27 protein-coding genes are annotated in these 24893 nt (G+C 44.3%); 7 read left to right on the forward strand and 20 right to left on the reverse strand.

Translation table 11 applies throughout. The features are described from left to right. Positions 1-27 precede the first annotated feature (27 nt). Positions 28-519, reverse strand: coding sequence for a phosphatidylglycerophosphatase A family protein (locus P8S55_RS09490; protein WP_289223966.1), 492 nt, complete (start codon positions 517-519; stop codon positions 28-30). Between the two features lie 14 nt (positions 520-533). Beyond that, positions 534-1751, reverse strand: a complete 1218-nt coding sequence (locus P8S55_RS09495; RefSeq protein WP_289223967.1) for an argininosuccinate synthase — start codon at positions 1749-1751, stop codon at positions 534-536. A 127-nt stretch (positions 1752-1878) separates the two neighbouring features. Here P8S55_RS09495 and asd point away from each other — a divergent pair, with 127 nt between their 5' ends. From asd to P8S55_RS09510, 3 genes are read left to right on the forward strand one after another with little or no spacing between them, the layout of a single operon-like run. After that, entirely contained in the window at positions 1879-2802 is a 924-nt protein-coding gene (asd, locus tag P8S55_RS09500; protein ID WP_289223968.1) for an archaetidylserine decarboxylase, read from the forward strand. A 1-nt stretch (position 2803) separates the two neighbouring features. Further along, a complete protein-coding gene (locus tag P8S55_RS09505; RefSeq protein ID WP_289223969.1) occupies positions 2804-3142 on the forward strand; it encodes a P-II family nitrogen regulator in 339 nt (112 codons plus the stop codon). 24 nt (positions 3143-3166) lie between these two features. Continuing rightward, complete coding sequence (locus tag P8S55_RS09510) at positions 3167-3889, forward strand: hypothetical protein (RefSeq protein WP_289223970.1); 723 nt, start codon at positions 3167-3169, stop codon at positions 3887-3889. Between the two features lie 43 nt (positions 3890-3932). Here P8S55_RS09510 and P8S55_RS09515 read toward each other — a convergent pair whose 3' ends face one another. Next, positions 3933-5240, reverse strand: coding sequence for an O-antigen ligase family protein (locus P8S55_RS09515; RefSeq protein WP_289223971.1), 1308 nt, complete (start codon positions 5238-5240; stop codon positions 3933-3935). A gap of 98 nt (positions 5241-5338) precedes the next feature. Further along, positions 5339-5980: a polysaccharide biosynthesis protein gene (locus tag P8S55_RS09520; RefSeq protein ID WP_503010320.1), complete on the reverse strand. Its 642-nt coding sequence runs from the start codon at positions 5978-5980 to the stop codon at positions 5339-5341. 27 nt (positions 5981-6007) lie between these two features. Here P8S55_RS09520 and P8S55_RS09525 point away from each other — a divergent pair, with 27 nt between their 5' ends. Together P8S55_RS09525 and P8S55_RS09530 are read left to right on the forward strand one after the other, a co-directional pair. Further along, positions 6008-6301, forward strand: a complete 294-nt coding sequence (locus tag P8S55_RS09525) for a CpsB/CapC family capsule biosynthesis tyrosine phosphatase (protein ID WP_289225331.1) — start codon at positions 6008-6010, stop codon at positions 6299-6301. Between the two features lie 23 nt (positions 6302-6324). Then, positions 6325-7002: a hypothetical protein gene (locus P8S55_RS09530; RefSeq protein WP_289223972.1), complete on the forward strand. Its 678-nt coding sequence runs from the start codon at positions 6325-6327 to the stop codon at positions 7000-7002. Between the two features lie 24 nt (positions 7003-7026). On the opposite strand, the gene P8S55_RS09535 is transcribed toward P8S55_RS09530, so the two are convergent. From P8S55_RS09535 to P8S55_RS09560, 6 genes are all read right to left on the reverse strand, one after another. Beyond that, the gene (locus P8S55_RS09535; protein ID WP_289223973.1) at positions 7027-7386 is read right to left on the reverse strand and encodes an FtsB family cell division protein; all 360 of its coding nucleotides are present in this window, start codon (positions 7384-7386) and stop codon (positions 7027-7029) included. Positions 7387-7399: 13 nt separating this feature from the next. Further along, on the reverse strand, positions 7400-8686 hold the full coding sequence (gene eno, locus P8S55_RS09540) for a phosphopyruvate hydratase (RefSeq protein WP_289223974.1): 1287 nt from the start codon (positions 8684-8686) through the stop codon (positions 7400-7402). 78 nt (positions 8687-8764) lie between these two features. Further along, entirely contained in the window at positions 8765-9601 is an 837-nt protein-coding gene (gene kdsA / locus P8S55_RS09545) for a 3-deoxy-8-phosphooctulonate synthase (RefSeq protein WP_289223975.1), read from the reverse strand. 3 nt (positions 9602-9604) lie between these two features. Beyond that, positions 9605-11236, reverse strand: coding sequence for a CTP synthase (pyrG, locus tag P8S55_RS09550; RefSeq protein ID WP_289223976.1), 1632 nt, complete (start codon positions 11234-11236; stop codon positions 9605-9607). Between the two features lie 106 nt (positions 11237-11342). Then, positions 11343-12638: a tRNA lysidine(34) synthetase TilS gene (gene tilS / locus P8S55_RS09555; RefSeq protein WP_289223977.1), complete on the reverse strand. Its 1296-nt coding sequence runs from the start codon at positions 12636-12638 to the stop codon at positions 11343-11345. Positions 12639-12682: 44 nt separating this feature from the next. Next, a complete protein-coding gene (locus P8S55_RS09560) occupies positions 12683-13642 on the reverse strand; it encodes an acetyl-CoA carboxylase carboxyltransferase subunit alpha (RefSeq protein ID WP_289223978.1) in 960 nt (319 codons plus the stop codon). 155 nt (positions 13643-13797) lie between these two features. Between P8S55_RS09560 and P8S55_RS09565 the strand changes: the two genes are divergently transcribed. Next, positions 13798-14523, forward strand: a complete 726-nt coding sequence (locus tag P8S55_RS09565; protein WP_289223979.1) for a DUF481 domain-containing protein — start codon at positions 13798-13800, stop codon at positions 14521-14523. Between the two features lie 115 nt (positions 14524-14638). On the opposite strand, the gene ycaO is transcribed toward P8S55_RS09565, so the two are convergent. After that, positions 14639-16399: a 30S ribosomal protein S12 methylthiotransferase accessory factor YcaO gene (gene ycaO / locus P8S55_RS09570; protein ID WP_289223980.1), complete on the reverse strand. Its 1761-nt coding sequence runs from the start codon at positions 16397-16399 to the stop codon at positions 14639-14641. Positions 16400-16532: 133 nt separating this feature from the next. Here ycaO and P8S55_RS09575 point away from each other — a divergent pair, with 133 nt between their 5' ends. Next, complete coding sequence (locus tag P8S55_RS09575) at positions 16533-16814, forward strand: hypothetical protein (RefSeq protein ID WP_289223981.1); 282 nt, start codon at positions 16533-16535, stop codon at positions 16812-16814. A gap of 69 nt (positions 16815-16883) precedes the next feature. Here P8S55_RS09575 and P8S55_RS09580 read toward each other — a convergent pair whose 3' ends face one another. The 9 genes from P8S55_RS09580 to rluB all read right to left on the reverse strand — a co-directional run bounded on the left by P8S55_RS09580 (position 16884) and on the right by rluB (position 24879). Then, the gene (locus P8S55_RS09580) at positions 16884-17300 is read right to left on the reverse strand and encodes a YchJ family protein (RefSeq protein WP_289223982.1); all 417 of its coding nucleotides are present in this window, start codon (positions 17298-17300) and stop codon (positions 16884-16886) included. Further along, on the reverse strand, positions 17281-18639 hold the full coding sequence (locus P8S55_RS09585) for an MATE family efflux transporter (RefSeq protein ID WP_289223983.1): 1359 nt from the start codon (positions 18637-18639) through the stop codon (positions 17281-17283). Before P8S55_RS09585 ends, P8S55_RS09580 begins: the two co-directional genes overlap by 20 nt. 7 nt (positions 18640-18646) lie before the next feature. Next, positions 18647-19066 (reverse strand): hypothetical protein, encoded by a 420-nt coding sequence (locus P8S55_RS09590; RefSeq protein WP_289223984.1) that lies wholly within the window; start codon positions 19064-19066, stop codon positions 18647-18649. Continuing rightward, positions 19066-19674 (reverse strand): NUDIX domain-containing protein, encoded by a 609-nt coding sequence (locus tag P8S55_RS09595; protein WP_289223985.1) that lies wholly within the window; start codon positions 19672-19674, stop codon positions 19066-19068. The genes P8S55_RS09590 and P8S55_RS09595 overlap by 1 nt, the downstream gene beginning before the upstream one ends. Further along, a complete protein-coding gene (alr, locus tag P8S55_RS09600; protein WP_289223986.1) occupies positions 19661-20752 on the reverse strand; it encodes an alanine racemase in 1092 nt (363 codons plus the stop codon). The genes P8S55_RS09595 and alr overlap by 14 nt, the downstream gene beginning before the upstream one ends. A gap of 1 nt (position 20753) precedes the next feature. Further along, positions 20754-22205: a replicative DNA helicase gene (dnaB, locus tag P8S55_RS09605; RefSeq protein ID WP_289223987.1), complete on the reverse strand. Its 1452-nt coding sequence runs from the start codon at positions 22203-22205 to the stop codon at positions 20754-20756. 107 nt (positions 22206-22312) lie between these two features. After that, complete coding sequence (locus P8S55_RS09610) at positions 22313-23200, reverse strand: prenyltransferase (RefSeq protein WP_289223988.1); 888 nt, start codon at positions 23198-23200, stop codon at positions 22313-22315. Continuing rightward, entirely contained in the window at positions 23197-23982 is a 786-nt protein-coding gene (locus P8S55_RS09615; protein ID WP_289223989.1) for a hypothetical protein, read from the reverse strand. Before P8S55_RS09615 ends, P8S55_RS09610 begins: the two co-directional genes overlap by 4 nt. Positions 23983-24027: 45 nt before the next feature. Next, a complete protein-coding gene (gene rluB, locus P8S55_RS09620) occupies positions 24028-24879 on the reverse strand; it encodes a 23S rRNA pseudouridine(2605) synthase RluB (protein WP_289223990.1) in 852 nt (283 codons plus the stop codon). Between the last annotated feature and the right edge of the window lie 14 nt (positions 24880-24893).

Here is a 24893-nt window from a genome sequence, read left to right on the forward strand (position 1 = left end):
AATCTAAAAATGGCGCCATCTTAATAACTAAGCGCTAAAAAGGCCAATATAAATAATCCATACCCCTATTAGGGCAAATAAAGCCGCGACAAGATCGTCAAGCATAATCCCCAAACCGCCCGAAACTCGGCGATCAAGCCAGCCAATTGGCCAGGGCTTGATAATGTCAAAAAACCGGAAAAAAACAAACGCCAATAGCCACCACAACCAGGCCTGGTCAGGCAACAATAAAAGCACCAACCAAATACCAACAAACTCATCCCAAACAATGCCGCCATGATCGTGCACCCCGACCAGTTCAGCGGCACGGCCACAAATCCAGCTGCCAGCAATCAGCCCTAAACCAAACACCAGCCAGGCTAAAACAGGCGCATACACGACTAAAGGAATAAACAGCAGCCAACCTAATAAAGTCCCCCAAGTTCCCGGGGCTTTAGGGGCCAAACCCGAACCAAAACCAAAACCCAACATCAATGCGGGGTGCTGTTTTAGTTCGGACCAACTTGGTGTTGGTGACATGGGAGGGTTGAAGCTTATTTCGCTGAGCGTTTACGCGCGGCAATACGTAAACGTAATGCGTTAAGCTTAATAAAGCCTTCCGCATCTTTTTGGTTGTACGCGCCCTTGTCATCTTCAAACGTCGCAATCGACTCATCAAACAAACTGTCTGTCTCTGACTTGCGCCCTACCACAATGACATTGCCTTTGTACAACTTCAAGCGCACTACGCCATTCACTACTTTTTGTGAATGGTCAATCGCCGCTTGGAGCATTTCACGCTCAGGGCTAAACCAAAAGCCGTTATAAACCAACTTAGCATAACGTGGCATTAACTCATCTTTCAAATGCGCCGCTTCACGATCTAACGTAATTGACTCCATCGCTCTATGCGCCTTAATCATAATCGTACCGGCAGGGGTTTCATAACAACCGCGCGACTTCATGCCAACAAAACGGTTCTCAACTAAATCATCACGTCCAATACCATTGGCACCACCGATTTGGTTTAACTCCGCCATAATCGTCGCTGGCGAAAAGGCTTGGCCATTTAACGCCACAATATCGCCCTTCTCATAGGTCAACTCAATATAGGTTGGCTCATTGGGTGCGTTTTCTGGAGCTACCGACCAACGCCACATAGACTCTTCAGGCTCGGCCCAAGGATCTTCCAGCACGCCGCCTTCATAAGAAATATGCAGCAAGTTTGCATCCATAGAATAAGGCGACTTTTTACCCTTCTTATTTTCGATCGCGATATTGTGCTCTTGCGCATAAGCCATCAATTTTTCACGTGAGTTTAAATCCCACTCACGCCAAGGCGCAATCACTCTGACATCCGGCATTAACGCATAAGCGCCTAACTCAAAACGTACCTGATCGTTACCCTTGCCGGTTGCGCCATGAGAAATCGCATCCGCATTAACAGCCTGTGCAATCTCAACCAAACGCTTGGCAATCAACGGACGTGCAATCGAAGTACCTAATAAATACTCGCCTTCATAAATAGCATTGGCACGGAACATCGGGAATACAAAATCACGCGCAAACTCTTCACGCAAATCTTCAATAAAAATTTCTTTAATGCCCATCGCTTGTGCCTTAACGCGCGCAGGCTCCACCTCCTCGCCCTGGCCTATATCCGCCGTGAAGGTGACGACTTCACACTGATACTCATCCTGCAACCATTTAGCGATAATTGAGGTGTCTAAACCGCCTGAGTAAGCTAAAACGACTTTTTTTACATCTGACATTTTGTTTCCTTTGTTTAATTGGGAGCCGAAAGATTGGCTCAAGCCTACTAATTTGCGCAATTATACCTTAAAATCTAATTTTTTAGGGCTTGAAGCCACAAGTCTTTTCACTTTTAAAAGGATGTGAATGATGCCACTGATGGATTATGTTAAAGTTGTACCCCAGTACCTTTTACCCAAACAACTGCTTTCGCAAGCCATGCATAGCTTTATGCATAGTCAGATTGGATGGATTAAAAATGCTACGATTAAAGGCCTCACCAAGCTTTACAATATCGATATCCGTGATGCCCAAGATCCCAATATCGAAAACTATCCCCATTTTAATGCTTTTTTTACCCGCGCCCTTAAACCAGAATCGCGCCCTATTCACCCTGGTGAGCAAATCTGGGTCAGCCCTGTCGATGGCGTAATCAGTCAGTCAGCGCCAATCCAAGACAACAAACTCATCCAAGCGAAATGCCATGACTACACCACCGAAGCGCTGGTTGGGGGTGATATCAGCTACGCCAAAAAATTTAAAGACGGCGACTTTGCCGTTATCTACCTTTCACCTCGCGACTACCACCGCATTCACATGCCCATCAATGCCCAGCTGCTCTCCATGACCTACGTGCCAGGTGACTTATTTGCAGTCAACCCCGCTACGGTTAATCTTGTCCCAGGCCTCTTTGCCAGAAACGAACGCCTAGTGCTGCGCTTTAAATCTGAACAAGGCCATTTCTGTCTGGTTATGGTCGGGGCGATTTTCGTTGGCAGCATGGAAACCGTTTTCCAGGGTAAAATTACCCCCCCTTATGGCGCAACCCTACAACACTGGGATTATAAAGAACACAATCTAACCTTTGAAAAAGGCGAAGAAATTGGCCGATTTAACATGGGTTCAACCGTGGTATTATTAACACAGAATGGACAATTTCCAGAGCTAGGGCAACAGCAAGAACGCTTTATAAAAATGGGTGAAGCCTTTCGTTTTCCAACCCCGCCCAATTCAGATGAGATTAAACCTGATCCGGTTAACGACGACGAACAAGCCATAGGAGGTATGTAGCATGAAACAAATTACCGCAATCATTAAACCCTTCAAGCTCGATGACGTGCGTGATGCACTCCATGACATCGGCATTCATGGCATGACCGTCACCGAAGTAAAAGGCTATGGTCGTCAAAAAGGTCACACCGAAATGTACCGAGGTGCCGAGTATGTGGTGGACTTCCTACCCAAGTTAAAACTTGAAATCGCTGTCGCCAATGAAATCGTTGACAATGCCATCGAAGCAATTGTACAGGCAGCACAAACCGGCAAAATTGGTGATGGCAAAATATTTGTCACCACCATTGAACAAACCATCCGCATCCGCACCGGTGAAACCGGCCCTGATGCCCTGTAACATACCGATTAAGGGGGATTTATTATGCGTAAACATCACCTAGCTTATGGCTTGTTTGGGCTTGCCCTAACAAGCTTTAGCCTGCATGCCTCAGCGAACAAAATTGAACAATGCTTTGCTAAAGCGGTCAGCGAACCCTGCAGCCTAATCAGCCAATCAGAGTTTGATAAACTCACTCCTCCTTCAATTAAAAGCCTTAACCTAAAAGCGCAACACGTATTTGAAGAAAGCGATTTAGAAAATCGTACACCAGAAGGTTGGTACTGTAGGTTTGAACCCACTTTTGAACAGGCTGCGGGGTTGATGAGTATGGCTAGTTCAACGGGGATTGAAATCTCAGTAGAGCCATTCGATAAAACCCAATTAGAAACCTTACCGGAAAAATGGCAACAAAAACTAGCAGGAAAATCAACAAAAGAAATCTTCACCCTGCTGATGCAACCTGAAACCCGTAAAAACATGATGATGGACGTAGTTCTTGAAGAAGAACTTGGAACTGAAGAGCTTGAAATGGCTAAAGCAATGTTCGCACAAATGCCCACACCGCAAATTGAGTCCATAAAAAACTTAACTCAGGCCGCGTACTATGAAGTCATTGATTTTGGAATGGGCTTAAAGTTTACAACGATTTCGCTACTGGAAGGCCAACACATTCTCAATATTGAACTGGAACACAGCGAAGCCGAACAACACAAAAAATGGTTAGTGGATATCGCTAAAAATATCGTCGATAAATGTAAAAAATAAAATTAAAGATTAAAACAACCAGGCCTGCTTATCCCTAGCTAGTTCAACGAACCGAAGACTTCGGTTCATGGCTATGATAAGGGGCTAATACCGCCAAGGCGCAAACGACCACAAACGTGGCCGCATTCGCCGGAATCTGTAAGTTAAAATCAAAAAAACTATGAATCGTAATGGACAATAATGCCATCGTCACCCCAAAACCCAACCCGCTGCGAAACAAGGATTCACGCATCCATAACGCCTTGAGTGCAAAATAAAACGACAAGGCTAAAAAAGCCAATAATAGCAAACTCCCGATCAAGCCGAACTCAATCCAAAACTGCAAAAAATCATTGTGCGCATGATCAAAATGTCCACCAAAATCAATCCCTGAATAGGGCATAAACGCGAGCTCATACGTGCCCGCACCCTGACCAACCCAAGGCTTCTCCATTGCCAAAGGCAACCCGCGCTCAAAGGCCAGCCCACGCAAATCATCCAAATTAACAATCAAGTTACCCTGATCCACCGTAACCGACACCTCTGTACTAAATACCCGATCCTTCAAACGCTCTAACCCAAAATACTGACTAATAATCAATACATCAATTAACAAAATACTTAGAATAATCAACCCATTGCGAACACGATTAAGTGGATTACGCGCAATAAACAACACAGAAACCACCAACAAACTCACCATAAACGCCGTGTTACCCATCCGTGATTGCGTCATAACCAACGCAATGACCATCAAAATTAACGCCAAACGAATCATCATTTTTGGGCTTAACAACAACTCCAAAAAACCAACCCAGCTCCAATCACGACCCGTTCTAAATGCCAGCATTAATCCAATCCCTAACGCCAGCGTCATCTCCAAATAACCCGCAAAATGATTGCGATTAACAAACGTACCCGTAGCCACTTGGCGCGAAGATTCAAATAACCAGCCAAACAACCCACTAAGCTCACCAAACGCCCGCATCGTCCCCAACAACGCCTGCAAGGTGCCGCTCACCAATAATGCCGCAATCAGCCACACCAAGCGCTGGCGCGTTTTAAACACATCCAACACCACAACAAACAGCACGCTATAAGCCAAACCCAGCATTAAATACTTAAAGGTCGCATAACTATCTAACGTCCATCCGGCTGCAAGTTGAAGCCCAACCCAAGCCTGAAATAAAAGCAGCAGGCCTGCTAACACCAAGCCTACCCGATGAACACGTCTCCACTGCCAAAACCGTAAATTAAACAACCAGCCGCTTGCCCAAACCAATGCAATCAAGCCTACCCAAGCCACTAAAAAAGCCATCGACGCATCACGATTTGACCCTAAAGGCAAAGGAATAAAAACTAAAAAAGCCAAGATTAAACTCACCGAAACGCGGTCTAAAAAACACCCGAAACCTCGACAAGATGCTTTTATAAATGATTGATTACTAAAAGAAAAAGACATCAAAAAAACTAACCCGCTTTAACATCATGCAAATAATCCACCAAACCAGACTGATGACTAAACCCATTGATAATGCTCAAAAATTGCGCCTCTACTTTCTCATATTCAAAAGCAACCAAGGCCGCCTCAAGCTCAATAAACTCATCACGTAAACGCTCATAATCCAAAAACTCTTCATGCGCCTTCATAATTCGAGGGTGATCGGTTTGCTCAACACCATCGCCAATTAACAACTCCTCGAACAACTTTTCGCCAGGTCGCAAGCCAGTATAAACAATCTCAATATCCCCATCACAGGCCTCATCTTTCAACTTCAAGCCTGACAAATGAATTACGCGGCGAGCCAAGTCATCAATTTTAACCGGCTTGCCCATATCCAATACAAACACATCGCCTCCGACACCCATCGAACCGGCTTGAATTACCAAAGAAGCCGCCTCAGGTATTGTCATAAAAAACCGCGTAATATCTTTATGCGTTACCGTTACAGGGCCACCATTCGCAATCTGTTTTCTAAACAACGGAATAACCGAACCCGACGAGCCCAATACATTACCAAACCTTACCATCACAAAACGCGTATCAGGATACACCTGCTGTAAAGCCTGCAAACTCATCTCAGCCATCCGGAACGTCATGCGTTTTTTCATACGCAGCCTTCTAAATTACAGCCTTTTATACGTTTAGGCTGTCTTTTTCAAATAACAGCGGGTTCTGTTTTGGGTGATTTTGGTCAGGCCCCTCAAGATTTTGCATTACGTTTGCTTAAAGAAGATAAGGTGCAGTTTATGGCAAGTGATGCGCATAATAATCTTTATCGTCCTCCAAAATTGGCCGATGCGTTTAGTTTCTTGTCGAAATCCAGTGTATATGACCTACTAAAAATGAAGCTTAGGCATAATAGCCGTGTGTTAACCGAATCCTTGTTCAAATTTAATCCTTTCCCTTTTACTGACCATTGTGATTTATGATGTTTAAATCGGGTTTTTCATTCGTGTCTTTTAGGTTATTTTTTGCTTTCTGGTTAGTCTTAAGTCTAACTTTGTTATGGGTGGCGGGTCGTTGGGTTTATTCTGAGTTACATTTTTATCAGGCTAGTAAGTTGTTGTCTCAAGTTGGTCAGTCGGTTGAGCCGGTATCCCATGCTGTAGTTGATGTGATTGATTATTCGTTAAATCAGTATAATCATTATGCTTGGATAACCAGGCCTGCTTATTATGATTTAAAAATCGGGTTAAGTGTATTCAGACTGGAATTGGACATTGAACCCGATAGTCAGGCTGAGGTTATTGAGCAAATAAAAACGCTACTGGCAGAACAAACATTAGCCTTTCCTCACTACCCCTTTGTTTGGGTAAATAATCTTCGCTTACTTACTTTGACTAAGGATAGTTCATCGGTCGATTATTTTTGGGATCAAAGTTTATTTTTGGCTCACCGAAACCCGTTAGTTAATTTAGAGTTGGCATTAACTATCAATGATATCTGGTCATTTTTAGACCGTGAACAACGTGCAGAGGCTTTAGAGGTTTTAGCATTAGGTTTTTCGGCGACTCGACATAATGCACGTAAGATTTATCGAAGTTTAACCGACCAAAATGCGCGTATGGCCACATGTTTATATCTTAATGCTAAGCAGGTATTGAATGCGGATGTTTGTCAGGGAAGGTAAAACGGCTCATAAAACTAAATAAAACTAAGGTTCGATTGGATTAATGGGTAGCGGGTTTTCTTGCACTGATTCTATCTCTTCATCAGGTGTGGGCGCAAGAACGCTTGATGGGGGTAGGTCTAGCAGTTGAATAAATACTTCATTTTCTCCTATCATGCCTAAACGTTTACGCGCATGCGTTTCGAGTGCATCGGTGCCAGATTGTAATTCTATAACTTCTTTTTTGAGTAGATCATTAACCGCTTGTTGGGCTTCAACTTGTTGTTGGGCTTGGGCCAAGCGCAGTTTTAGTGACAGGTATTCGCCTAGACCACCGTTAGATGACAGCAGGCGAACACCGGTTAGAAGGATTAGGACGGATAAAATAATTATCAGAATTTTCATCCGTCGTTAATGCTTATTTAAGGTTGTAGAAGGCTGATTTACCAGGGTACACAGCGGTACCCGACTCATTCAATGCTTCTTCGATACGAATCAACTGGTTGTATTTTGCAACACGGTCTGAGCGAGACATTGAGCCAGTTTTGATTTGACCCGCCCCCGTCGCTACCGCGATATCCGCAATGGTGGCATCTTCGGTTTCGCCTGAACGATGCGAGATAACCGCTGTATAACCGGCTTCTTTAGCCATTTGAATCGCATTCATGGTTTCAGTCAGGGTGCCAATTTGGTTTACCTTGATTAGAATTGAGTTTGCAATACCCTTATCGATGCCTTCTTTTAGGATTTTGGTGTTGGTTACGAATAGATCATCGCCAACCAATTGAACCGTTTTGCCTAAACGTTCAGTTTGCATTTTAAAGCCATCCCAATCGCTTTCGTCAAAGCCATCTTCAATTGAGATAATCGGGTACTTAGCACACCAATCGGCGTAGAAATCGACCATTTGCGCACTGGTTAAGGTGCGACCTTCTGAAGCTAATACGTAGTTACCATCTTTGTAAAGTTCAGATGCGGCCACGTCAAGTGCAATCATGATGTCTTTGCCTGGAACATAACCGGCTTTTTCGATCGCTTCTAGGATAACGGTAATCGCTTCTTCGTTTGATTTTAGGTCGGGAGCAAACCCACCTTCATCACCGACTGCGGTGTTGTAGCCTTTGTCATGTAATACTTTTTTCAAGGTATGGAATACTTCGGCACCATAACGAAGTGCTTCAGAAAAACTTGGCGCACCGACAGGCATAATCATGAATTCTTGAAAATCAACGCTATTGTCAGCATGCTCACCGCCATTGATGATGTTCATCATCGGAACCGGCATACGGTAGTCATCGTTTTTTAGGTATTCAAATAGCGCTTGACCCTTTGAGATAGCAGCCGCTTTTGCACAGGCCATAGATACAGCTAGAATCGCATTGGCACCTAAACGTGCTTTGTTGTGTGTGCCATCCAAATCGATCATGATTTGGTCGATATTCGCTTGATCTGTGGCTTCTTTTCCTTTTAACGCAGGTGCAATTTCATTTTTGATATTGTTTACCGCGTTCATCACGCCTTTGCCCATAAACTTTGATTTATCACCATCGCGTAATTCAATCGCTTCACGTGAACCGGTTGACGCGCCTGATGGCGAGGCTGCGCGTCCCATCGCACCACATTCTAAAATTACATCCGCTTCTACGGTGGGGTTGCCGCGTGAATCAATAATTTGGCGCGCTTTGATTTCTTTAATCAATGACATCTTTTAAACCTTTTGAGTAGTAAAATTAATAAAAATAAACAATAAATCAAATTCTATTTGGGTTTTATGACAGGCTGATTACATCAACTCTGTTTCAATGAATCCTTGTTGTTTAACCACCTGATCAAGTGCTTTGAGTACTTCCAATATTGGCTTTAGGTTACCCAGCGGCCACATATTCGGTCCATCACTTTTTGCGTTTAAAGGATCAGGGTGGGTTTCCATAAACAAACCGGAAATTCCGGCTGCGACGGCCGCTCGTGCAAGTACAGGCACAAACTCGCGTTGACCACCGGAGGTGCTACCTTGGCCGCCGGGTTGTTGAACCGAATGGGTCGCATCAAACACCACTGGGCAGCCAGTTTGTCGCATTGAAGCTAGGCCACGCATATCTGAAATTAGGGTATTGTAACCAAACGACGTTCCGCGATCACAGACCATAATTTGATGATTACCTACTTCGCGCGCTTTGGCTACAACCTGGTCCATGTCCCAAGGCGCTTGAAACTGTCCCTTCTTTATATTAACCGGTAACCCTTGGCGACATACATTTTGAATAAAGTTGGTTTGACGTACTAAAAATGCCGGCGTTTGCATCACATCGACAACAGAAGCGACTTCACCCAGTGGGGTGTCTTCATGCACATCAGTGAGTACCGGTACACCAATTTCGTCCTTCACTTTTTGTAGAATTCTGAGGCCTTCTTCAATGCCTAAACCACGAAAACTCGCGGTTGATGAGCGATTCGCTTTATCATAGGACGACTTAAAAATAAACGGGATGCCTAACTCTGCAGTCAATTCTTTTAGTCGACCTGCTGTGTCAATCGCCAATTGCTCGGACTCAATAACACAAGGCCCGGCTATTAAAAAAAACGGTTGGTCAATACCAACATTAAAACCACAAAGTTGCATAACTTAACCTTTTTGTTTTGCGGTTAATGCCGCTTGAACGAACGCACTAAACAGAGGATGTCCATTACGGGGTGTTGATGTAAATTCTGGATGGAACTGACAGGCGACAAACCATGGATGGTTCGGGATTTCAATGGATTCCACCAAATCGCCATCTTCTGAATGGGCTGAAAAGACCAGGCCTGCTTGTTCTAGGCGTGCTATGTAACCTTCGTTCATTTCATAGCGATGACGATGACGTTCACGAATGGTTTGACTAGCGTAAATTTCGGCCAGTTTGGTGTTGGCTTTTACTTTACAGTTTTGCCCACCTAAGCGCATTGTGCCACCTAGATCTGAGCTTTCAGAACGCTCAACCACCGCGCCTTTTTCATCGGTCCACTCGGTAATCAGGGCGACAACAGGATGCGGGGTTGCAGGATTGAGCTCGGTGCTATGGGCACCGGTTAAACCGGCTACATTACGCGCATATTCAACCACCGCCATTTGCATGCCCAGACAAATCCCAAGGTAGGGTTTTTGGTGTTCGCGTGCGTGTTGAATAGCTAGGATTTTACCTTCAACGCCGCGCGCTCCAAAGCCACCGGGCACTAAGATCGCATCCATTTTGTTGAGTTTTTCAATACCCACGCGTTCAAGCTCTTCTGAGTCAATGTAGTGTATTTTAACTTTAGTACGCGTATGAATTCCAGCGTGCAATAAGGCCTCAATAAGCGATTTATAGGCTTCGGTTAAATCAACATACTTACCCACCATCGCAATATCAACATGCTCTTGGGCATTGAGCTGTGCTTCTACGACTTGATCCCAATCGCTTAGGTCGAGTGGTTTGGCATGGGTTAAGCCTAATTTTTTAACCACCAAATCATCCATGCCCTGCTCGTGTAGCATACGAGGTACTTGATAAATTGATTTGGCGTCTAGCGAGTTAATAACGGCTTTTTCTTCAACATTAGTAAACAGCGCAATTTTACGTCGTTCACTTTCCGCTAAAGGAATTTCTGAACGGCAAATAAGGACATCGGGCTGAATACCAATAGAGCGTAATTCTTTTACAGAGTGTTGGGTAGGTTTGGTTTTCACTTCACCCGCTACTGCAATGTAAGGCAATAGGGTTAGATGCATAAACAGGGTGTTATCACGCCCAATTTCAACCCCCATTTGTCGGATGGCTTCTAGAAAAGGCAGCGATTCAATGTCACCAACTGTACCACCCACTTCAACCAAAGCGACATCTGCACCATCGGCCGCGTCTTTAATGCGTGATTTAATTTCATCCGTAATATGCGGAATAACCTGTACAGTTCCACCGAGGAAATCGCCACGACGCTCACGACGTATTACTGTTTCGTACACTTGTCCGGTTGAGAAACTATTGCGTTTACTGAGTGGACGTTGAACAAAACGTTCATAATGGCCCAAATCCAAATCGGTTTCCGCCCCGTCATCAGTGACAAAAACCTCTCCATGTTGTAATGGACTCATGGTGCCTGGATCGACGTTAATATAGGGGTCCATTTTAAGCATACTGACTCGATAGCCGCGGGCTTCCAATAACGCACCTAGTGATGCAGCGGCAATCCCTTTCCCTAAAGAAGAAACAACACCACCGGTAACAAATATAAATTTAGTCATTATTCACACTTTGTAGAAAATTAAGACACGCAGGGGGAATGAATTAAACATCCCAAGCTTTTGAATACAGAATGGTCATATATTCTAACCGAAAAGCCTGTTCTCTTCAATTTAAAGCCACAAAGATTGCCCCTATTTCATTTGACTTAACGTTAAACGGTTCAAAAACACGATAATCACGAATAGCAGCAAGTTGATTGTTGATCGTCACCACTGGCCAATAAGGTCTTTGCCAAGGCGGTATCTCTTGTTGTTGGAACCATTTTTTAAGCGATGTGCGATTAGGTACATCGACTGATTTAAGCGTTCGAATTTCGACCTTATTATTTGCATTAAACCAGTCGTGTGCAATGCCTTCCCCCAGGCTTGCCTGAAAAGTCGAACCCACCCTTGAAAGATCGATGCCCCCTGACCAACAAATGTTAATTTCTTCTATCTTTTCAACAGGGTAAAATACAAACCTCTTAAAACGTCTTAGTTCTTTTCCTGCGATTATTCGCTGTGGATTGGCATTGGACGAGGCACTAAAGCATTCGCTTTTAAACCAGTCTAAATCTGTTTGAGTTAAACGCACTGAATGGTGGTTGTGAAACCAATAACGTAGGCTATTTTTTTGTCTAGCCCAATCCAGGTTTTGCAGCGCTTGCCAGTCAAGATAGCTAGCGCTATGATCAATTGACTTTAAATCTAGTTGAGCTAATTGTTCAAGCAATTGATTTGATTCAAAGCAATGCGAAGCGGCTTGCGAGATTTTTTGTTGGGCTTGTGACCAGGTTGAGTCGAATAAGGGCAAGAGTTGATGGCGAACATAATTTCGCCTAAAGTCCAGTTGTTGATTCATTGGGTCTTCTACCCAGCTTAATCCGTGTTGATGGGCATAATCCACCAAATGAGAATAACCAATATTCAGCAAAGGGCGATATAACCAGGCCTGCTTGGACTTTGAATTCAATAGTCTTTTGGTGGGCATTGCGGCTAATCCCGCTAACCCGGCCCCTCTCATCAGGTTTAGTATAAAGGTTTCTGCTTGATCACGTTGGTGGTGCGCCGTCAATAAAACGCCTTGCTCACCGACTAACTCGTTAAATGCTTGATAACGTGCTTGGCGCGCGGCAGCCTCTAGGTTTTGATTTAACTTGATGACCACTTGTTTGGCGATAAAGTTAACCTGAAGGTCTTCGGCCTGTTGTTTACAGTGAACTAGCCATCGGTCTGCATCCGCTTGCAGGCCGTGATGAATATGAATCGCATTAAGATTGACATCGTTAGGCTTTAGCCGCACTAAAGCGTCTAATAATACCGTGGAGTCAAGGCCACCACTAAATCCTACCCATAAATCTTGTTGGTGACTCGATTGGTAAAAATCTTGAATGGCGCTGATAACCTGGCAGGCTTTGGACATGACGTTAAACAAAATGAGCGCGGATTAGCGCCCTTTTATATAAGCTAAACGAGTTCAAAATTTCCATAAGCCATATAACGATCATAGCGGCGTGAAACGAGTTGATCAAGGTCAAAGGTTTTAAAGTGGTTAAGTTGTTCGATCAACACGGCTTTTAAACTTTCAGCCGTTTGTTGATGAGCACGATGCGCGCCACCTAGAGGCTCTGTAATGATTTCGTCGATTAGCCCTAATGATTTAAGGCGTGGGGCTGTCACACCTAACGCCGCCGCCGCATCAGCAGCGTTGGCAGCACTTTTCCATAAAATAGACGCACAGCCTTCCGGGGAGATAACCGAATAGGTGCTGTATTGCAGCATTAAGGTTACATCGCCGACACCTATTGCTAATGCACCCCCTGAACCGCCCTCGCCAATCACGGTACAAATAATGGGGGTTTTAAGTTCAGCCATTTCAATGAGATTACGTGCAATGGCTTCACTTTGACCCCGTTCTTCAGCATCAATGCCAGGATAGGCACCAGGCGTGTCGATAAAGGTCAAAATAGGTAAATTAAAGCGCTCGGCCATTTTCATTAGCCTGAGTGCTTTGCGATAGCCTTCTGGGCGAGGCATACCAAAGTTTCGTCGTATTTTTTCTTTGGTATCACGGCCTTTTTGCTGCCCAATAACCATTACAGCTTGACCGTCTATGCGTGCTAGCCCACCCACAATCGCCGCATCATCAGCCAGCGCACGATCACCATGCAGTTCTGTAAAGTCAGTAAAGATGGCTTTTATGTAATCAAGCATGTAGGGTCGTTGAGGATGGCGTGCAAGTTGTGAAATTTGCCAGTCAGATAGGTTTTTAAAAATAGACTCGGTTAGGGCCTGACTTTTTTGTTCTAACGAACTTATTTCTTGAAGTAAATCAAAATCTTGACTGCCTTCCAAGTGTCTTAATTCATCAATTTTTGCTTCAAGTTCAGCGATTGGTTGTTCAAAATCTAAAAAATCAAGTTTCATTGGACATCCCTAATTCAAGTCATAATTTAGAAGTATTTTATCAAATTAAACGCAGACGCGCTCAATTTGGTTGATAAAGCGAGTTTATGATAAAGTATTAAAGTAATCTAGATGGTTTACATCGAATTTAAATAACGTCTTAGGAGACCTCAACGATGACCTTGAAAAAAAATTTAGTAGCTATTGCAACCGTTTCGGCTTTTGGTTTTGCCGCGCCAGGTGTCTTGGCTGATGATGCAGGATGGAGCGGTTCAGGTGAAGCTGGGTTTAATAAAACCACCGGAAACACCGATAGCCAGACCATTAATGCGCGTTTGAAAATGGGTTATGGCTTTACGCAAAGCGACTATACTGCCATTTTTGAAGTCGAAAATAAAAAAGAGTCTGGCAACACCATTTCTGATCGGTATATGTTGGAACAGCAGTACGATTACTTTTTTTCATCAGCACGTGATTTTTATGGTTTTGGTAACCTGAGAAACGAGCGCAACAAACCAACAAATTTAAAACTTGATAACACGCTATCTGTAGGTTTGGGTCGGGTACTTTATAAAACCAATGCCAGTCAACTTAAAGGTGAAGTCGGTATCGGTTACCAAGATGTTAGTGTTTTTGTAGGTGATGATTTTGATCAAGTTACTGGCCGATTAAAATTTGATTTTGCACATAAATTTAATGAAACCTACAGCTTTGGGCAAGATGCTTTGTATGTAACAGGTCGTGAGCAAGATAAAATTGAAACCAATACTCGCTTACGTGCTGCATTAAATAGCAAACTGTCTGCGAGTTTGGGTTATAAGTATCGTTATAACTCCGAACCCGGTGCTGGGGTTAAAAAGACCGATGGTGAAACCAATCTATCGTTAATTTATAACTTTTAATTTGAACAAGCTTTAAATAAAAAAGCTAGCACGTTTGTAGGTCATCCTGGCGTAAGCCGGAATGACTTAGGAACAGCAGCGGTGATAAGATAGCCGCTAGGTTCGATTTCACCTGTTACTCTGCTTTGATTTGACTCACCCTGATTTGACTGATTTTGGCTTGATGGGCGCGCTGATAGACCTGCCACAAAGCTTGGTGTCGGTGGCTTTGCTCAAACGCCGCTGGCCCCAGGGCTAATCCCCAGGCACATTGTTCTCCATTCAAATGCGCTTGAACCTTATCAATAATTTGTTCACCAAATAACTTTTTCATTCCGCTACGATAAGCCGCGTAATCCAAGCTATCTAACTCGATATCTAATGCAAACTGCATGGCTTCGTACACAACGGCCATCGGTTTTTCTGGGTCAACATAAGCCTTGCACACTTGCAAACTTTGGTAGGCAGCGTCAAAATCTTTGGCATAGACCTCTAACCAAAAACGTAAATCAATTATTTTAATGTTATTCCATACACACCCTGCATCAGGCATTAAACCAATTAATGATGCAACGCCTTGATGATCACTGAAGCCAATTTCGTCTAGCAAAGCTAAAACCAGGCCTGGTTGTTGATTGATTGCAAACTGACCTAATGCTTGGCGCAATTTTCGGCCATCATTTTGATTTTTAACCAGTAACTCGTCCATAGGATAAACCTCAGACATTCCGGGGGCAATGATTCGACAGGTATGGAAATTGTACTGGGCGTAATGTGCAATATAGACATCAAAGCCCTGCTCTTTCGCCAACTCAACCAGCCATTGCCATTGTTGTTCGGTGGTTAAATCCCAATTCCAGTCAACAAATTCAAAATCAGCCTGGTCGGCGATAAAGCGTGCATTAATTAAGCCACTAGAGTCAATAAAATGGTTTTCAAGGTTTTCATCTTCGGCAATGGCTTGCTGATCAAAACTTGGCACTTGAAAGCCGTCTAAAAAGCCGAGATGACGACCTTGTAACGATTCGGTGAGCGTTCGCTCTAAGGCCACTTCAAACAGCGGATGAGCACCAAAAGAGGCAAAACAACGCCCTTGTTTTGGATCAAACAAGGTGACATTCATTACCGGAAACTGGCCGCCGAGTGATGCATCCCTTACGGATACCTCAAGCCCTTGGTCACGAAGGTCTTGCAATGAACGCTGAATCGATGGAAAACGTGCAATGACCTGATCGGGTATTTCAGGTAAACAAATGTTTTCTTTTAAAATCTTATTCTTAACCCAACGTTCAAAAATTTCAGATAAGCCTTGCACGGCGGCTTCTTGCTGATTGTTACCGGCCGATAGACCATTGCTGGCATAGAGGTTACTCAACAAGTTCATCGGCACATAAATCACTTCATCGGTTTGTGCATGACGCATTTCAATGGCTCTAATGCGTTCGCTATTATCGTTAAAGCTTAATAACTGGTCGGCTTGCAACTCTTGGTGCGGATCGTAAATGGACCACAAATCGGCATTTAAACATTGCTTAAAGTCGCTGAGTGCAAACGATTTTTCATTGGGATAATACAACCAGTCGTTCATGCCCGAAAGGCTAGGGTCTTTTAATGCGGGTTCAAGGTAATAATCCGAGAAAAAATAATTAGTTGAAAGCCTTTCTAAAAACTCACCTAAAGCACTAGCCAGCGTGGCTTTGCGGCTCGCCCCTTTTCCGTTGGTAAACAAACCCGGACATGCGCGGTCATGAATATGCAGTGAGTAAATGTTGGCAACAGAGTTTAACCATTTAACTTCATTGATATCAAAACCCTGTTTAATTAGCGTGGTTTGCATAAATGCGATAGAGTTTTCTAAGCTTTGATCCTTACCTTTAATAAACGTTACTTCGCTCATAAGTTCTTCCTTTATTTTTATAGTTATTGTTAGCCCAACAAAAATTGATTGGGCAATAAATAAGTTTTAATTTTTTATCTATTCTTTATGGTTAAAATGAAACTGCGTTTTTCACAAAGCTTGGGAGAGTGTCATGAAAAAAGTTTTCGCAATACTAGCAACAACCGCTCTATTTTCAGTATCGTCAGGTGCCTTTGCCAGTGGTGATCCTGAAGCAGGAAAAGCCTTACACAATCAAGCCAATTGTCTTCAATGTCACGCGGCACAACCTTACAACCCTCAAAAAACCAATACCTTTGAAAAATTGGTCGCTGCTGTCAATTTCTGTAATGTCAACCTCAATACCGGTTGGTTTGAAGATGAAGTACTTGACGTCGCTGCGTATTTAAATGACAAGTATTACAAGGTGAAGTAATCGTTTTACTATGCATATTGACACGTGAACAACTACTTTTATAGCTATTTACGTGTCTAACTTATGCTTTTATAACCTTTTTATCTCACCTTTTAAGTAGCACCAGTCGCCCTTTTCTGTGCGCAAAAACTCACTGACTTCACGAAACTCAACGTCATCTTGGTCTTCAATGTAATAAGCACTAAACTCCACTAAACCGTTTTTATCCTGCATTTGGCCTTGCTCAGTTCGATGTATTTTAAGTTTTGTCCAACTAGGCTGATGGCTTAAATCCATATCACCAGGCCTGGTTTCAGCGCACCAGGTGGTTAGAATATAGCGTGAAAGTTCTGGTTTTTGTTTAGCTAAATAATAAGCGCAAAAACGTGAACGCATCAGGGCTTCGGCTGTTTTTGCTTTAGTCTTTTTTAAATGCAAAGGGCGGCAACAGATTTTGTAGCTCATACCGCTGCCACAAGGACAAGGCTTAGTTTTTAAATTCGACATGTTGCATCATCCAACGTAATCGTAAAACTAATAACACCGCTGCTAAGGCCAAGCCGCCTATAATGCCAAACCAAAAACCGTACACGCCCAACGGTTCGCCAAATGGATTAAAAAAGGCAAGCCAATAGCCGCCGCCAAGACCCACGCCCCAATAACTCACGAGTGTGACCCACATGGTGACTTGCGTGTCGTGTAAACCACGTAAGGCCCCTGCCATCGCGACTTGAATCGCATCAAAAACCTGATAGGATGCCGCAAAAATAAACAACATGGCCGCAATGTGGAACACCTCGCCATGGCTAGTATATAAGCTAACAATGGTTTGTCTAAAATTAAAGGTCAACAAAGAAAGCAGCACACCAAACACGATGGCAAAAACTACACCAACAATAATACTAGTTTTTACTGCACTACGATCTGCTTGACCAAAACCTAAGCCTACTCTTACGGTCATCGCCATGGCCAGACTTAAGGGCAACATAAACAGTAGTGAGGTAAAACTCATGGCAATTTGATGTGCACCAATAACGCTGGTACCCAGCGGTGCGATAAAGAGTACGATGAAACTAAACATGCCCACCTCAAATAACAAGGAAAACGCCATAGGTAAACCGAGCAATAAAATCGGTTTAAACCCAAGCGTCCAACTCGGTTTAACCCAGGTGTTTGTTCGATAAACTTGGGTTTTCTTTGCGTAACGTACATATAGCCACCCTCCTAAGAGCATGGTCCACATAACAATCGCCGTTGCCACCCCGCAACCTACCGCGCCCATGCCCTCGATTGGACCATAGCCGTAAATAAACAACGCATTAAGGGGGATATTTAGGAAAAGTGCGCCAAGACTGATCGTTAAGGTCGGCAAGGTGATCCCCAAGCCTTCCCAGAAAAAACGATACACTTGATAGAGCGCAACCCCGGGTAATCCTAAGGCGGCATAAAATAGGTAATCGACCGTTAGTTGATAAACTTGGGGGCTGAGTTGTAATAGATTAAGCAGAGGCTGAGGTACCATAAGAATCAGCATACTGATCAAACCGATGGGAATGGCTAACCAGATACCTTGTGTTAAGCCATAGCCTATTTTGTCCGGTTTGTTTTGCCCCAGAAAGCGAGCGGTAATCGGTGTCATTGCCAATAAAATACCGGTCGCAAAAATAAATACGGGCAAGAGTAGGCTGGTCCCCAAGCCAATGGCTGCCAGATCATTGACGCCCACCCAGCCTGACATAATGGTATCCACCACGCCCAGACTGGTTAAGGCAAGTTGTGCGGTAAAAATGGGCAAGGCGATGCGAATAAGCAGATGGGCTTCGCGTTTATAATGATCCAGCTTCATAGCGAATTCAGCTATCTCGCTTTGAATCGCGCGGATTAGTTAAATCCGTTTTATCAGCGGGATCAAACGCCACCTCATCAGGGTCATTATGACCTGGCGGCAAGGTCAGCCAGTGAGGATAGGCGATAATCATCACTATTTTAATCGCCCAATAGACAATCGCATACACCACAATCGCTAAAGCTAAGACCAGTGGAAAACCAACAATCGCATCTAAAATTAAGGTTTCACCGGCTAGTAGACGGGGCAATAGCTCCATTTTTACAATCGAAAAATAAAGCCAATAAAGTGCCGCAGCTAAGCTGGCAAACAGTAAACCACGGTGCGCCAACTTTGGAAGCTGTCCATAGCGAAATAGTTCGAGCATGGGTTCTCTGTTTGGCTCTTTATCGTGATCTTTATTGTGTTTGTGCTGCTGTTGTGACATTAGCTTGCCTGAAGTCGTTGAAAAAAGAGCCATTGTAAAGCAATCAGTGTACTGGCAACGTTATAATGTCTAGCTAAAAGCTGTTGCTTCGCTTGATCAAATGAAACCTTGACCAGCCGAATGTCTTCAACTTCTTCAGCCAAACCACCCCACTGGCCTATTTTTTCCACATCAACCTCTGCGGCATATAAATGCAAAATCTCATCACTGCCGCCCGGGCTAGGGTAAAACTGACAAACATAATCAAATTGATTAACCTCAATGCCCGCCTCTTCACGTGTTTCGCGTCGGCAAGCGTCTAAGGCGGTTTCGTGATCATCAATCATGCCGGCAACCGGTTCAATCAACCAGGCCTGGTTTGGATTGTTTGTGTCGAGTGCATGCCCTAAGGCGCCCGCACGACATTGTTCAACCAAGATAACCTGCTGAGCGTTTAAATCATATAACAACACAACCACCGCCTGGCCACGCCCAAATAGTTCTCGGGTAATGCTAGGGCTCAAGCCTCCTTGATATAGGCTATGTTGAAAACGGATAAGGTTGATTTTGAAAAATCCATCATAGCCTTTTTTATTGCTGTGAATTATCAGGGTTTTATCTGTCATCATCTTGTACCTCTGAATCCAGCTCTTGAATAGGTACACGCTGGGTTATGCCGCAGAGTAATTCATAGCCTATCGTACCGGCTTTTTCAGCCACTTCATCTACACCAAGCCCCTCTCCCCAAAGTGTAACCGGATCACCAATCGCGACCTGCGCTGACATATCGGTTAGATCAAGTGTAATCATATCCATCGACACTCGCCCCACCGTTAAGACACGCTGGCCATTGACTAATACCGGCGTGCCATTAGGCGCATGACGTGGGTAACCATCACCATAACCGGCTGCAGCAACGCCAATTAAACTGCGGCGAGGAGCGGTCCACGTTTGACCATACCCCACCGTTTCGCCTTCAGCGATCCATTTTAAGCTAATCAATTGGGTTTTAAAGGTGAGTACGGCTTTGAATCGTGATTGCAGTGAGGGATCAATGCCCGCACCATATAACATAATGCCAGGGCGCACCCAGTCAAAATGGGTTTGAGGTAAACGCTGGATCGCTGCAGAATTGGCTATACTTTTGGGTAAATTATAATCTATGCAGGCCTGGTTAAACGTTTCAAGCTGAAGATCAGTGAAGGCTTGTGATTCAGTCACACTGGCAAAATGCGACATTAAATTGAGTTTAAGCTTGGGCAGTGCATTTCTAATTTTCAACATGGATTGAGAAAAACTAACCAGGTCGAAACCCAGACGGTGCATGCCTGTATCGATTTTAAACCAAATTTTTAAGGGTGATTTGGGTTGATAATCCAGCAACCAATCAACCTGATGCGGTGAATGAACGACTAGGTCCAGCCGATGTTGCTCGATCAGACTGAGCTCATCGGGTTGAAATGCCCCTTCGAGCAATAAAATACGATGTAGAAATCCATTTTGACGCAGAATTAAGGCTTCGTCCAAGGACGCAACCGCAAACCCATCCGCTGAGGCTAATTGTTTAGCAACTCGAACAATACCATGACCATAGCCGTTGGCTTTAATCACCGCAAAGACGCGTGAGTCCAAGGTTAAAGCGCGTACTTGAGCCAGGTTATGGCGTAAGGCGGCTAAGTTAATTTGAGCATAAATAGGTCGGGACATATTAATAACGCATATCGTCTGGAGACATAGAAATATAGTTATCAAAACGGGTATATTGGCCAATAAAAGTCAAGCGTATTGAACCGATGGACCCATTACGGTGTTTGCCGATAATGATCTCGGCCGTACCCTTGTCATCGCTATCTGGGTGATAAACCTCATCACGATAGATAAAGATGATTAAGTCTGCATCCTGCTCAATCGCACCTGATTCGCGTAAGTCTGACATTTTCGGACGTTTATCAGGACGCTGTTCTAAGCTGCGGTTGAGCTGCGACAGAGCAATTAATGGAATATTGAGTTCTTTAGCCAGCGCTTTTAAACCCCGCGAGATTTCTGAAATCTCATTCACACGATTATCAGTGTTTTGCGAACCACGCATCAGCTGTAAATAGTCGATCACCACTAAACCCAAACCGGTGACCTTCGATTCAGGATCCTCAACCCCCTCTTCAATCGCTTTTCGGCGCTGTTTTTCACGAATATCTTTATCAATGCGTCGTGCTCTAGCCCGCAATTCGGTAATCATCAGAGCCGGGGTATCATCAATATATATATCGGCATTTGAGAGCAATGAAATCGATTTATTCATCTTTGCCCAGTCTTCAGGTTGAAGTTTACCGGTACGCATACGATGCGCATCAATCCGCCCCAGCGAACTAATCATCCTCATGGCGAGCTGTTCACCGGGCATTTCCATACTAAATACGGCGACAGGTTGGCCGCTTTTGGTCGCCACGTTTTCCGCAATATTCATGGAAAAGGAGGTTTTACCCATCGAAGGACGCCCAGCGACGATCAATAAATCACCACGTTGTAAACCGGAGGTCATTTCATCAAATTCATTGAGATGAGTAGCGATACCCGTAATTGAACCATCTGAGTTAAACAATTCGTCGATACGGTTAATCGCCGAAACCAGCAGTTCATCTATTGTTTTGTATTGCCGCTGTTTGCCTTCACCGTGCTCGGCAATCGCCATAATTTTTGATTCCGCAAAATCCAGAATCTCGCGTACATCTTTACCTTTGGTAAAGAAACAACTTTCGGCAACATCATTTGAGGCTTCAATCAGCTTGCGTAGAATAGACTTTTCGCGCACGATCTGGGTGTAGAACATAATATTTCCTGCACCGGGCGTATTCGCAACGAGCTCAGCTAAATAGGATTTACCCCCTGCGAGTTCAATTTGTTGTGTGGCCTCTAGAAACTCAACCACCGTTACCAAGTCAAACGGTTTATTCGCACGATTTAATTCAACGATGGCGTTATAAATCGCCTGGTGCTGTTTGGTATAAAAATCAAATTGATTTAACACCATGGATACGTCTTCAAATGACGCATTGGATAGCATCAGTCCACCCAGCACCGATTGTTCTGAGTCAATCGAATGAGGTGGAACCTTAAAGGGCATTTGATTTCCCGGGTTTGTCGTCGTGTTATTTACTTGCATTACAGGCTTCTAAATTAATTGATTCTAAATTATAAACGATCCGTCTGCTATTAGTTGACTACTCCCCACGAATAAATTCGGGGGCTTTAGGGCTTGCCTTGGTAAAATCAAGCAATGAGCAAGCCCAGCCCAATCAGTGCTGGCATGGCTAAATTAATCACAACGTTCCACGCTAGAAGCGAAGGGGCAAGGCTTGGTGCCTGATAAGAACGCATAAGTTTAATCGCAAGCGGGACAGCAACGATCAGCATCAGCCCTCCCAGCAAGGCCCAATAGGGCAAACAATCTGAAATAACCAAAAAAGCCAAGGTTAAAAATGCAGCCGCTAAAAACACCAGAAAGACCCTAGCACCCACTTTTTTACCAAAAGCAATTAATAGGTTACGCCGCCCCACCTGACGATCTGGTTCAAGATCTGGGTATTGATTGAGTAGTAATAAATTATTGACCAGAAAAAAAGGAATGAGCGAGAGCGCAAACGCAATACAACTATAGCTACCCGTTAGCACATAGTACGCACCCATAACCATCAGCGGCCCAAATCCAAGTCCAGGAGCGATTAAACACAGCCAAGGTGAACGTGTGATGGCAGGTGTATAAGCCACCACGACCCCTACACCTATTAAACCAATAGGCAACAACCCCCAACCGGTTAACCAAATAAAATAAAGCCCCAGTGCAATTACAAAGCCCAGCAAACCCAAGCCTAGGGCTTCTACCTGGTTAATCCGCGCAGGGTTATGCTGTAACGCCCCGCTGCCGCCACTAAACGCGGTGCGCTGCGTAAGATCATCTAGTCCAGAACGCGCATCATAGGCCTCATTCAGCATATTGACACTGGCGTGGGCAGCCAAAGCGCCTAACAACACCAATACAAATAAACCGATTGAAAAATCGGCTTGGTCATAATGCGCTAGCGCTCCCGCCATTAAGATGACTGAAAGCGTTAGAACCAAAAAAGGCGGACGCGCTGTGGCCAGCAATGTGCGTATCATGGCACATAGCCATCTATTCTACTGGCCCATCCCGGCATCCAGCGTTGTTCATTGCGGGCTGGAGGTGAAAGTGCAATGCGCCGAGCTAATACTTGCTTTGCCGCATCTGAAAAAGCTTGAAGGAGTTGTTGCTCATCATTTAGCTGCTGGGATTCAGGCATAGCCTGAAGAACCTGAACGAGTCCCCATCCTTCGCCCTGATAACGCTCTTTGGGATGGGTACCCCAGCCTTTAAAGTTAACATAATCGATTAAGGCGTACTGGCCGTTACGTGTTTGAACTAAACGATCGAATTTAGCTTGTACCTCTGCGGCTTGTGCTTGTTTGGCTTGAGTTTCTTTGTTTTGGCTAGCTGATAGTTCTCGCGTTATACTGGGCGCACGTTGCTTAAATCGTTGTACAATAAATTGAACTTGCTGTGCTTTGGTTGCTTCAAGCCAAGCTCTTAATTCAACCAGCTCTGTAGACGACCAGGCCTGGTCAAATTCGGCTTTGCTTTGCCAGGGTGGATGCGGTTGTTTAACCCAAGTTGGCGCGGGATGGGTTTGGGATACAAAGGCTACCATTTGCGAAAACGTGGCTTCAAACGGTAAGTCTAGACCCTCAGGTAGCCAGATAAAATGCCCCAAACCAAACGAGGGAAACTCCTCCGCTGAACTCCAAAAGGTTAAATGCTCGGGCTTACCCCCTGTTTCATTTTGGTATATACGCTCGCCAATCCACTGATAGTCAGCGGCTGACAGTGTGGTGGCTGACAGCGAACCCAGTGGCAAAATGGCCATTAACAATCCCAAAAACTGTAAATAAACCCGGTTAAACATTTTAATTTACCTGCGACGACGGGTTGAAACAGGTCTAGGTGTTGTGGAAGGTGTTTTAGCTCGAACAGGCTTGACCTCAGTTTTGGGCCGTTGATCAGGACGTATCTCAGCAGGTAAATCAACCGATTTCAGCAAACGATTAACATCTTTCCAATCAAATTCACGGGTTTGGCCTCGTCTAAGGTTAGCCGGTAAACTAAACTCGCCATAACGAATCCGCATTAAGCGACTGACTTGCACACCTTGCGACTCCCAAAGACGACGCACTTCACGATAACGGCCTTCTTTTAATATCACACGGTACCACTGGTTTTGTGCATCTTCGTCCGAAGGTAAGCGAGATACAAAATTGAATTTTGCTTCACCATCATCCAGCATTACGCCTTGGCGTAGTGTGGTTAAAATATCTTCGGTCACATCACCAAAAATGCGCACCGCATACTCGCGTTCTAGTTCATAGGACGGATGCATCATGCGATTGGCAAGCTCACCATTGTTGGTAATTAATAATAAACCACTGGTATTAATATCCAAACGTCCAATAGAAATCCAACGGCCATTACGAATAGGCGGAAGTTGTGAGAAAATAGTATCCCGATCTTGCTCATCCGAACGACTACACACTAAGCCGTCGGGCTTGTGATAATACAAAACTTGAGTAGGCTGCTGGGTTAAGCGTGTGGTTTTTACTGTGTGACCACGCACTTGAATTTTATCGGTATCTACGGCACGATCGCCTAGTTTTGCGGTGCGACCATTCAGCTGCACTAGTCCCTGCTCGATCATCCGTTCAATTTCACGTCGAGAACCGAACCCACCACGTGCTAGCATTTTTTGTAACTTTTCACCTTGAATCATTGTTTTAAACTCTT

Origin of the sequence: Thiomicrospira sp. R3 (assembly GCF_029581415.1) — a bacterium.
In the GTDB taxonomy this organism is placed as follows: domain Bacteria; phylum Pseudomonadota; class Gammaproteobacteria; order Thiomicrospirales; family Thiomicrospiraceae; genus Thiomicrospira.

Excerpts from the sequence above, each read along its gene's own strand:
- P8S55_RS09490 (WP_289223966.1), bottom strand. The coding sequence starts at position 519 with ATGTCACCAACACCAAGTTGGTCCGAACTAAAACAGCACCCCGCATTG.
- P8S55_RS09495 (WP_289223967.1), bottom strand. The coding sequence starts at position 1,751 with ATGTCAGATGTAAAAAAAGTCGTTTTAGCTTACTCAGGCGGTTTAGAC.
- asd (WP_289223968.1), top strand. The coding sequence starts at position 1,879 with ATGATGCCACTGATGGATTATGTTAAAGTTGTACCCCAGTACCTTTTA.
- P8S55_RS09505 (WP_289223969.1), top strand. The coding sequence starts at position 2,804 with ATGAAACAAATTACCGCAATCATTAAACCCTTCAAGCTCGATGACGTG.
- P8S55_RS09510 (WP_289223970.1), top strand. The coding sequence starts at position 3,167 with ATGCGTAAACATCACCTAGCTTATGGCTTGTTTGGGCTTGCCCTAACA.
- P8S55_RS09520 (WP_503010320.1), bottom strand. The coding sequence starts at position 5,980 with ATGAAAAAACGCATGACGTTCCGGATGGCTGAGATGAGTTTGCAGGCT.
- P8S55_RS09535 (WP_289223973.1), bottom strand. The coding sequence starts at position 7,386 with ATGAAAATTCTGATAATTATTTTATCCGTCCTAATCCTTCTAACCGGT.
- eno (WP_289223974.1), bottom strand. The coding sequence starts at position 8,686 with ATGTCATTGATTAAAGAAATCAAAGCGCGCCAAATTATTGATTCACGC.
- kdsA (WP_289223975.1), bottom strand. The coding sequence starts at position 9,601 with ATGCAACTTTGTGGTTTTAATGTTGGTATTGACCAACCGTTTTTTTTA.
- pyrG (WP_289223976.1), bottom strand. The coding sequence starts at position 11,236 with ATGACTAAATTTATATTTGTTACCGGTGGTGTTGTTTCTTCTTTAGGG.
- tilS (WP_289223977.1), bottom strand. The coding sequence starts at position 12,638 with ATGTCCAAAGCCTGCCAGGTTATCAGCGCCATTCAAGATTTTTACCAA.
- P8S55_RS09560 (WP_289223978.1), bottom strand. The coding sequence starts at position 13,642 with ATGAAACTTGATTTTTTAGATTTTGAACAACCAATCGCTGAACTTGAA.
- P8S55_RS09565 (WP_289223979.1), top strand. The coding sequence starts at position 13,798 with ATGACCTTGAAAAAAAATTTAGTAGCTATTGCAACCGTTTCGGCTTTT.
- ycaO (WP_289223980.1), bottom strand. The coding sequence starts at position 16,399 with ATGAGCGAAGTAACGTTTATTAAAGGTAAGGATCAAAGCTTAGAAAAC.
- P8S55_RS09575 (WP_289223981.1), top strand. The coding sequence starts at position 16,533 with ATGAAAAAAGTTTTCGCAATACTAGCAACAACCGCTCTATTTTCAGTA.
- P8S55_RS09580 (WP_289223982.1), bottom strand. The coding sequence starts at position 17,300 with ATGTCGAATTTAAAAACTAAGCCTTGTCCTTGTGGCAGCGGTATGAGC.
- P8S55_RS09585 (WP_289223983.1), bottom strand. The coding sequence starts at position 18,639 with ATGAAGCTGGATCATTATAAACGCGAAGCCCATCTGCTTATTCGCATC.
- P8S55_RS09590 (WP_289223984.1), bottom strand. The coding sequence starts at position 19,066 with ATGTCACAACAGCAGCACAAACACAATAAAGATCACGATAAAGAGCCA.
- P8S55_RS09595 (WP_289223985.1), bottom strand. The coding sequence starts at position 19,674 with ATGATGACAGATAAAACCCTGATAATTCACAGCAATAAAAAAGGCTAT.
- alr (WP_289223986.1), bottom strand. The coding sequence starts at position 20,752 with ATGTCCCGACCTATTTATGCTCAAATTAACTTAGCCGCCTTACGCCAT.
- dnaB (WP_289223987.1), bottom strand. The coding sequence starts at position 22,205 with ATGCAAGTAAATAACACGACGACAAACCCGGGAAATCAAATGCCCTTT.
- P8S55_RS09610 (WP_289223988.1), bottom strand. The coding sequence starts at position 23,200 with ATGATACGCACATTGCTGGCCACAGCGCGTCCGCCTTTTTTGGTTCTA.
- P8S55_RS09615 (WP_289223989.1), bottom strand. The coding sequence starts at position 23,982 with ATGGCCATTTTGCCACTGGGTTCGCTGTCAGCCACCACACTGTCAGCC.
- rluB (WP_289223990.1), bottom strand. The coding sequence starts at position 24,879 with ATGATTCAAGGTGAAAAGTTACAAAAAATGCTAGCACGTGGTGGGTTC.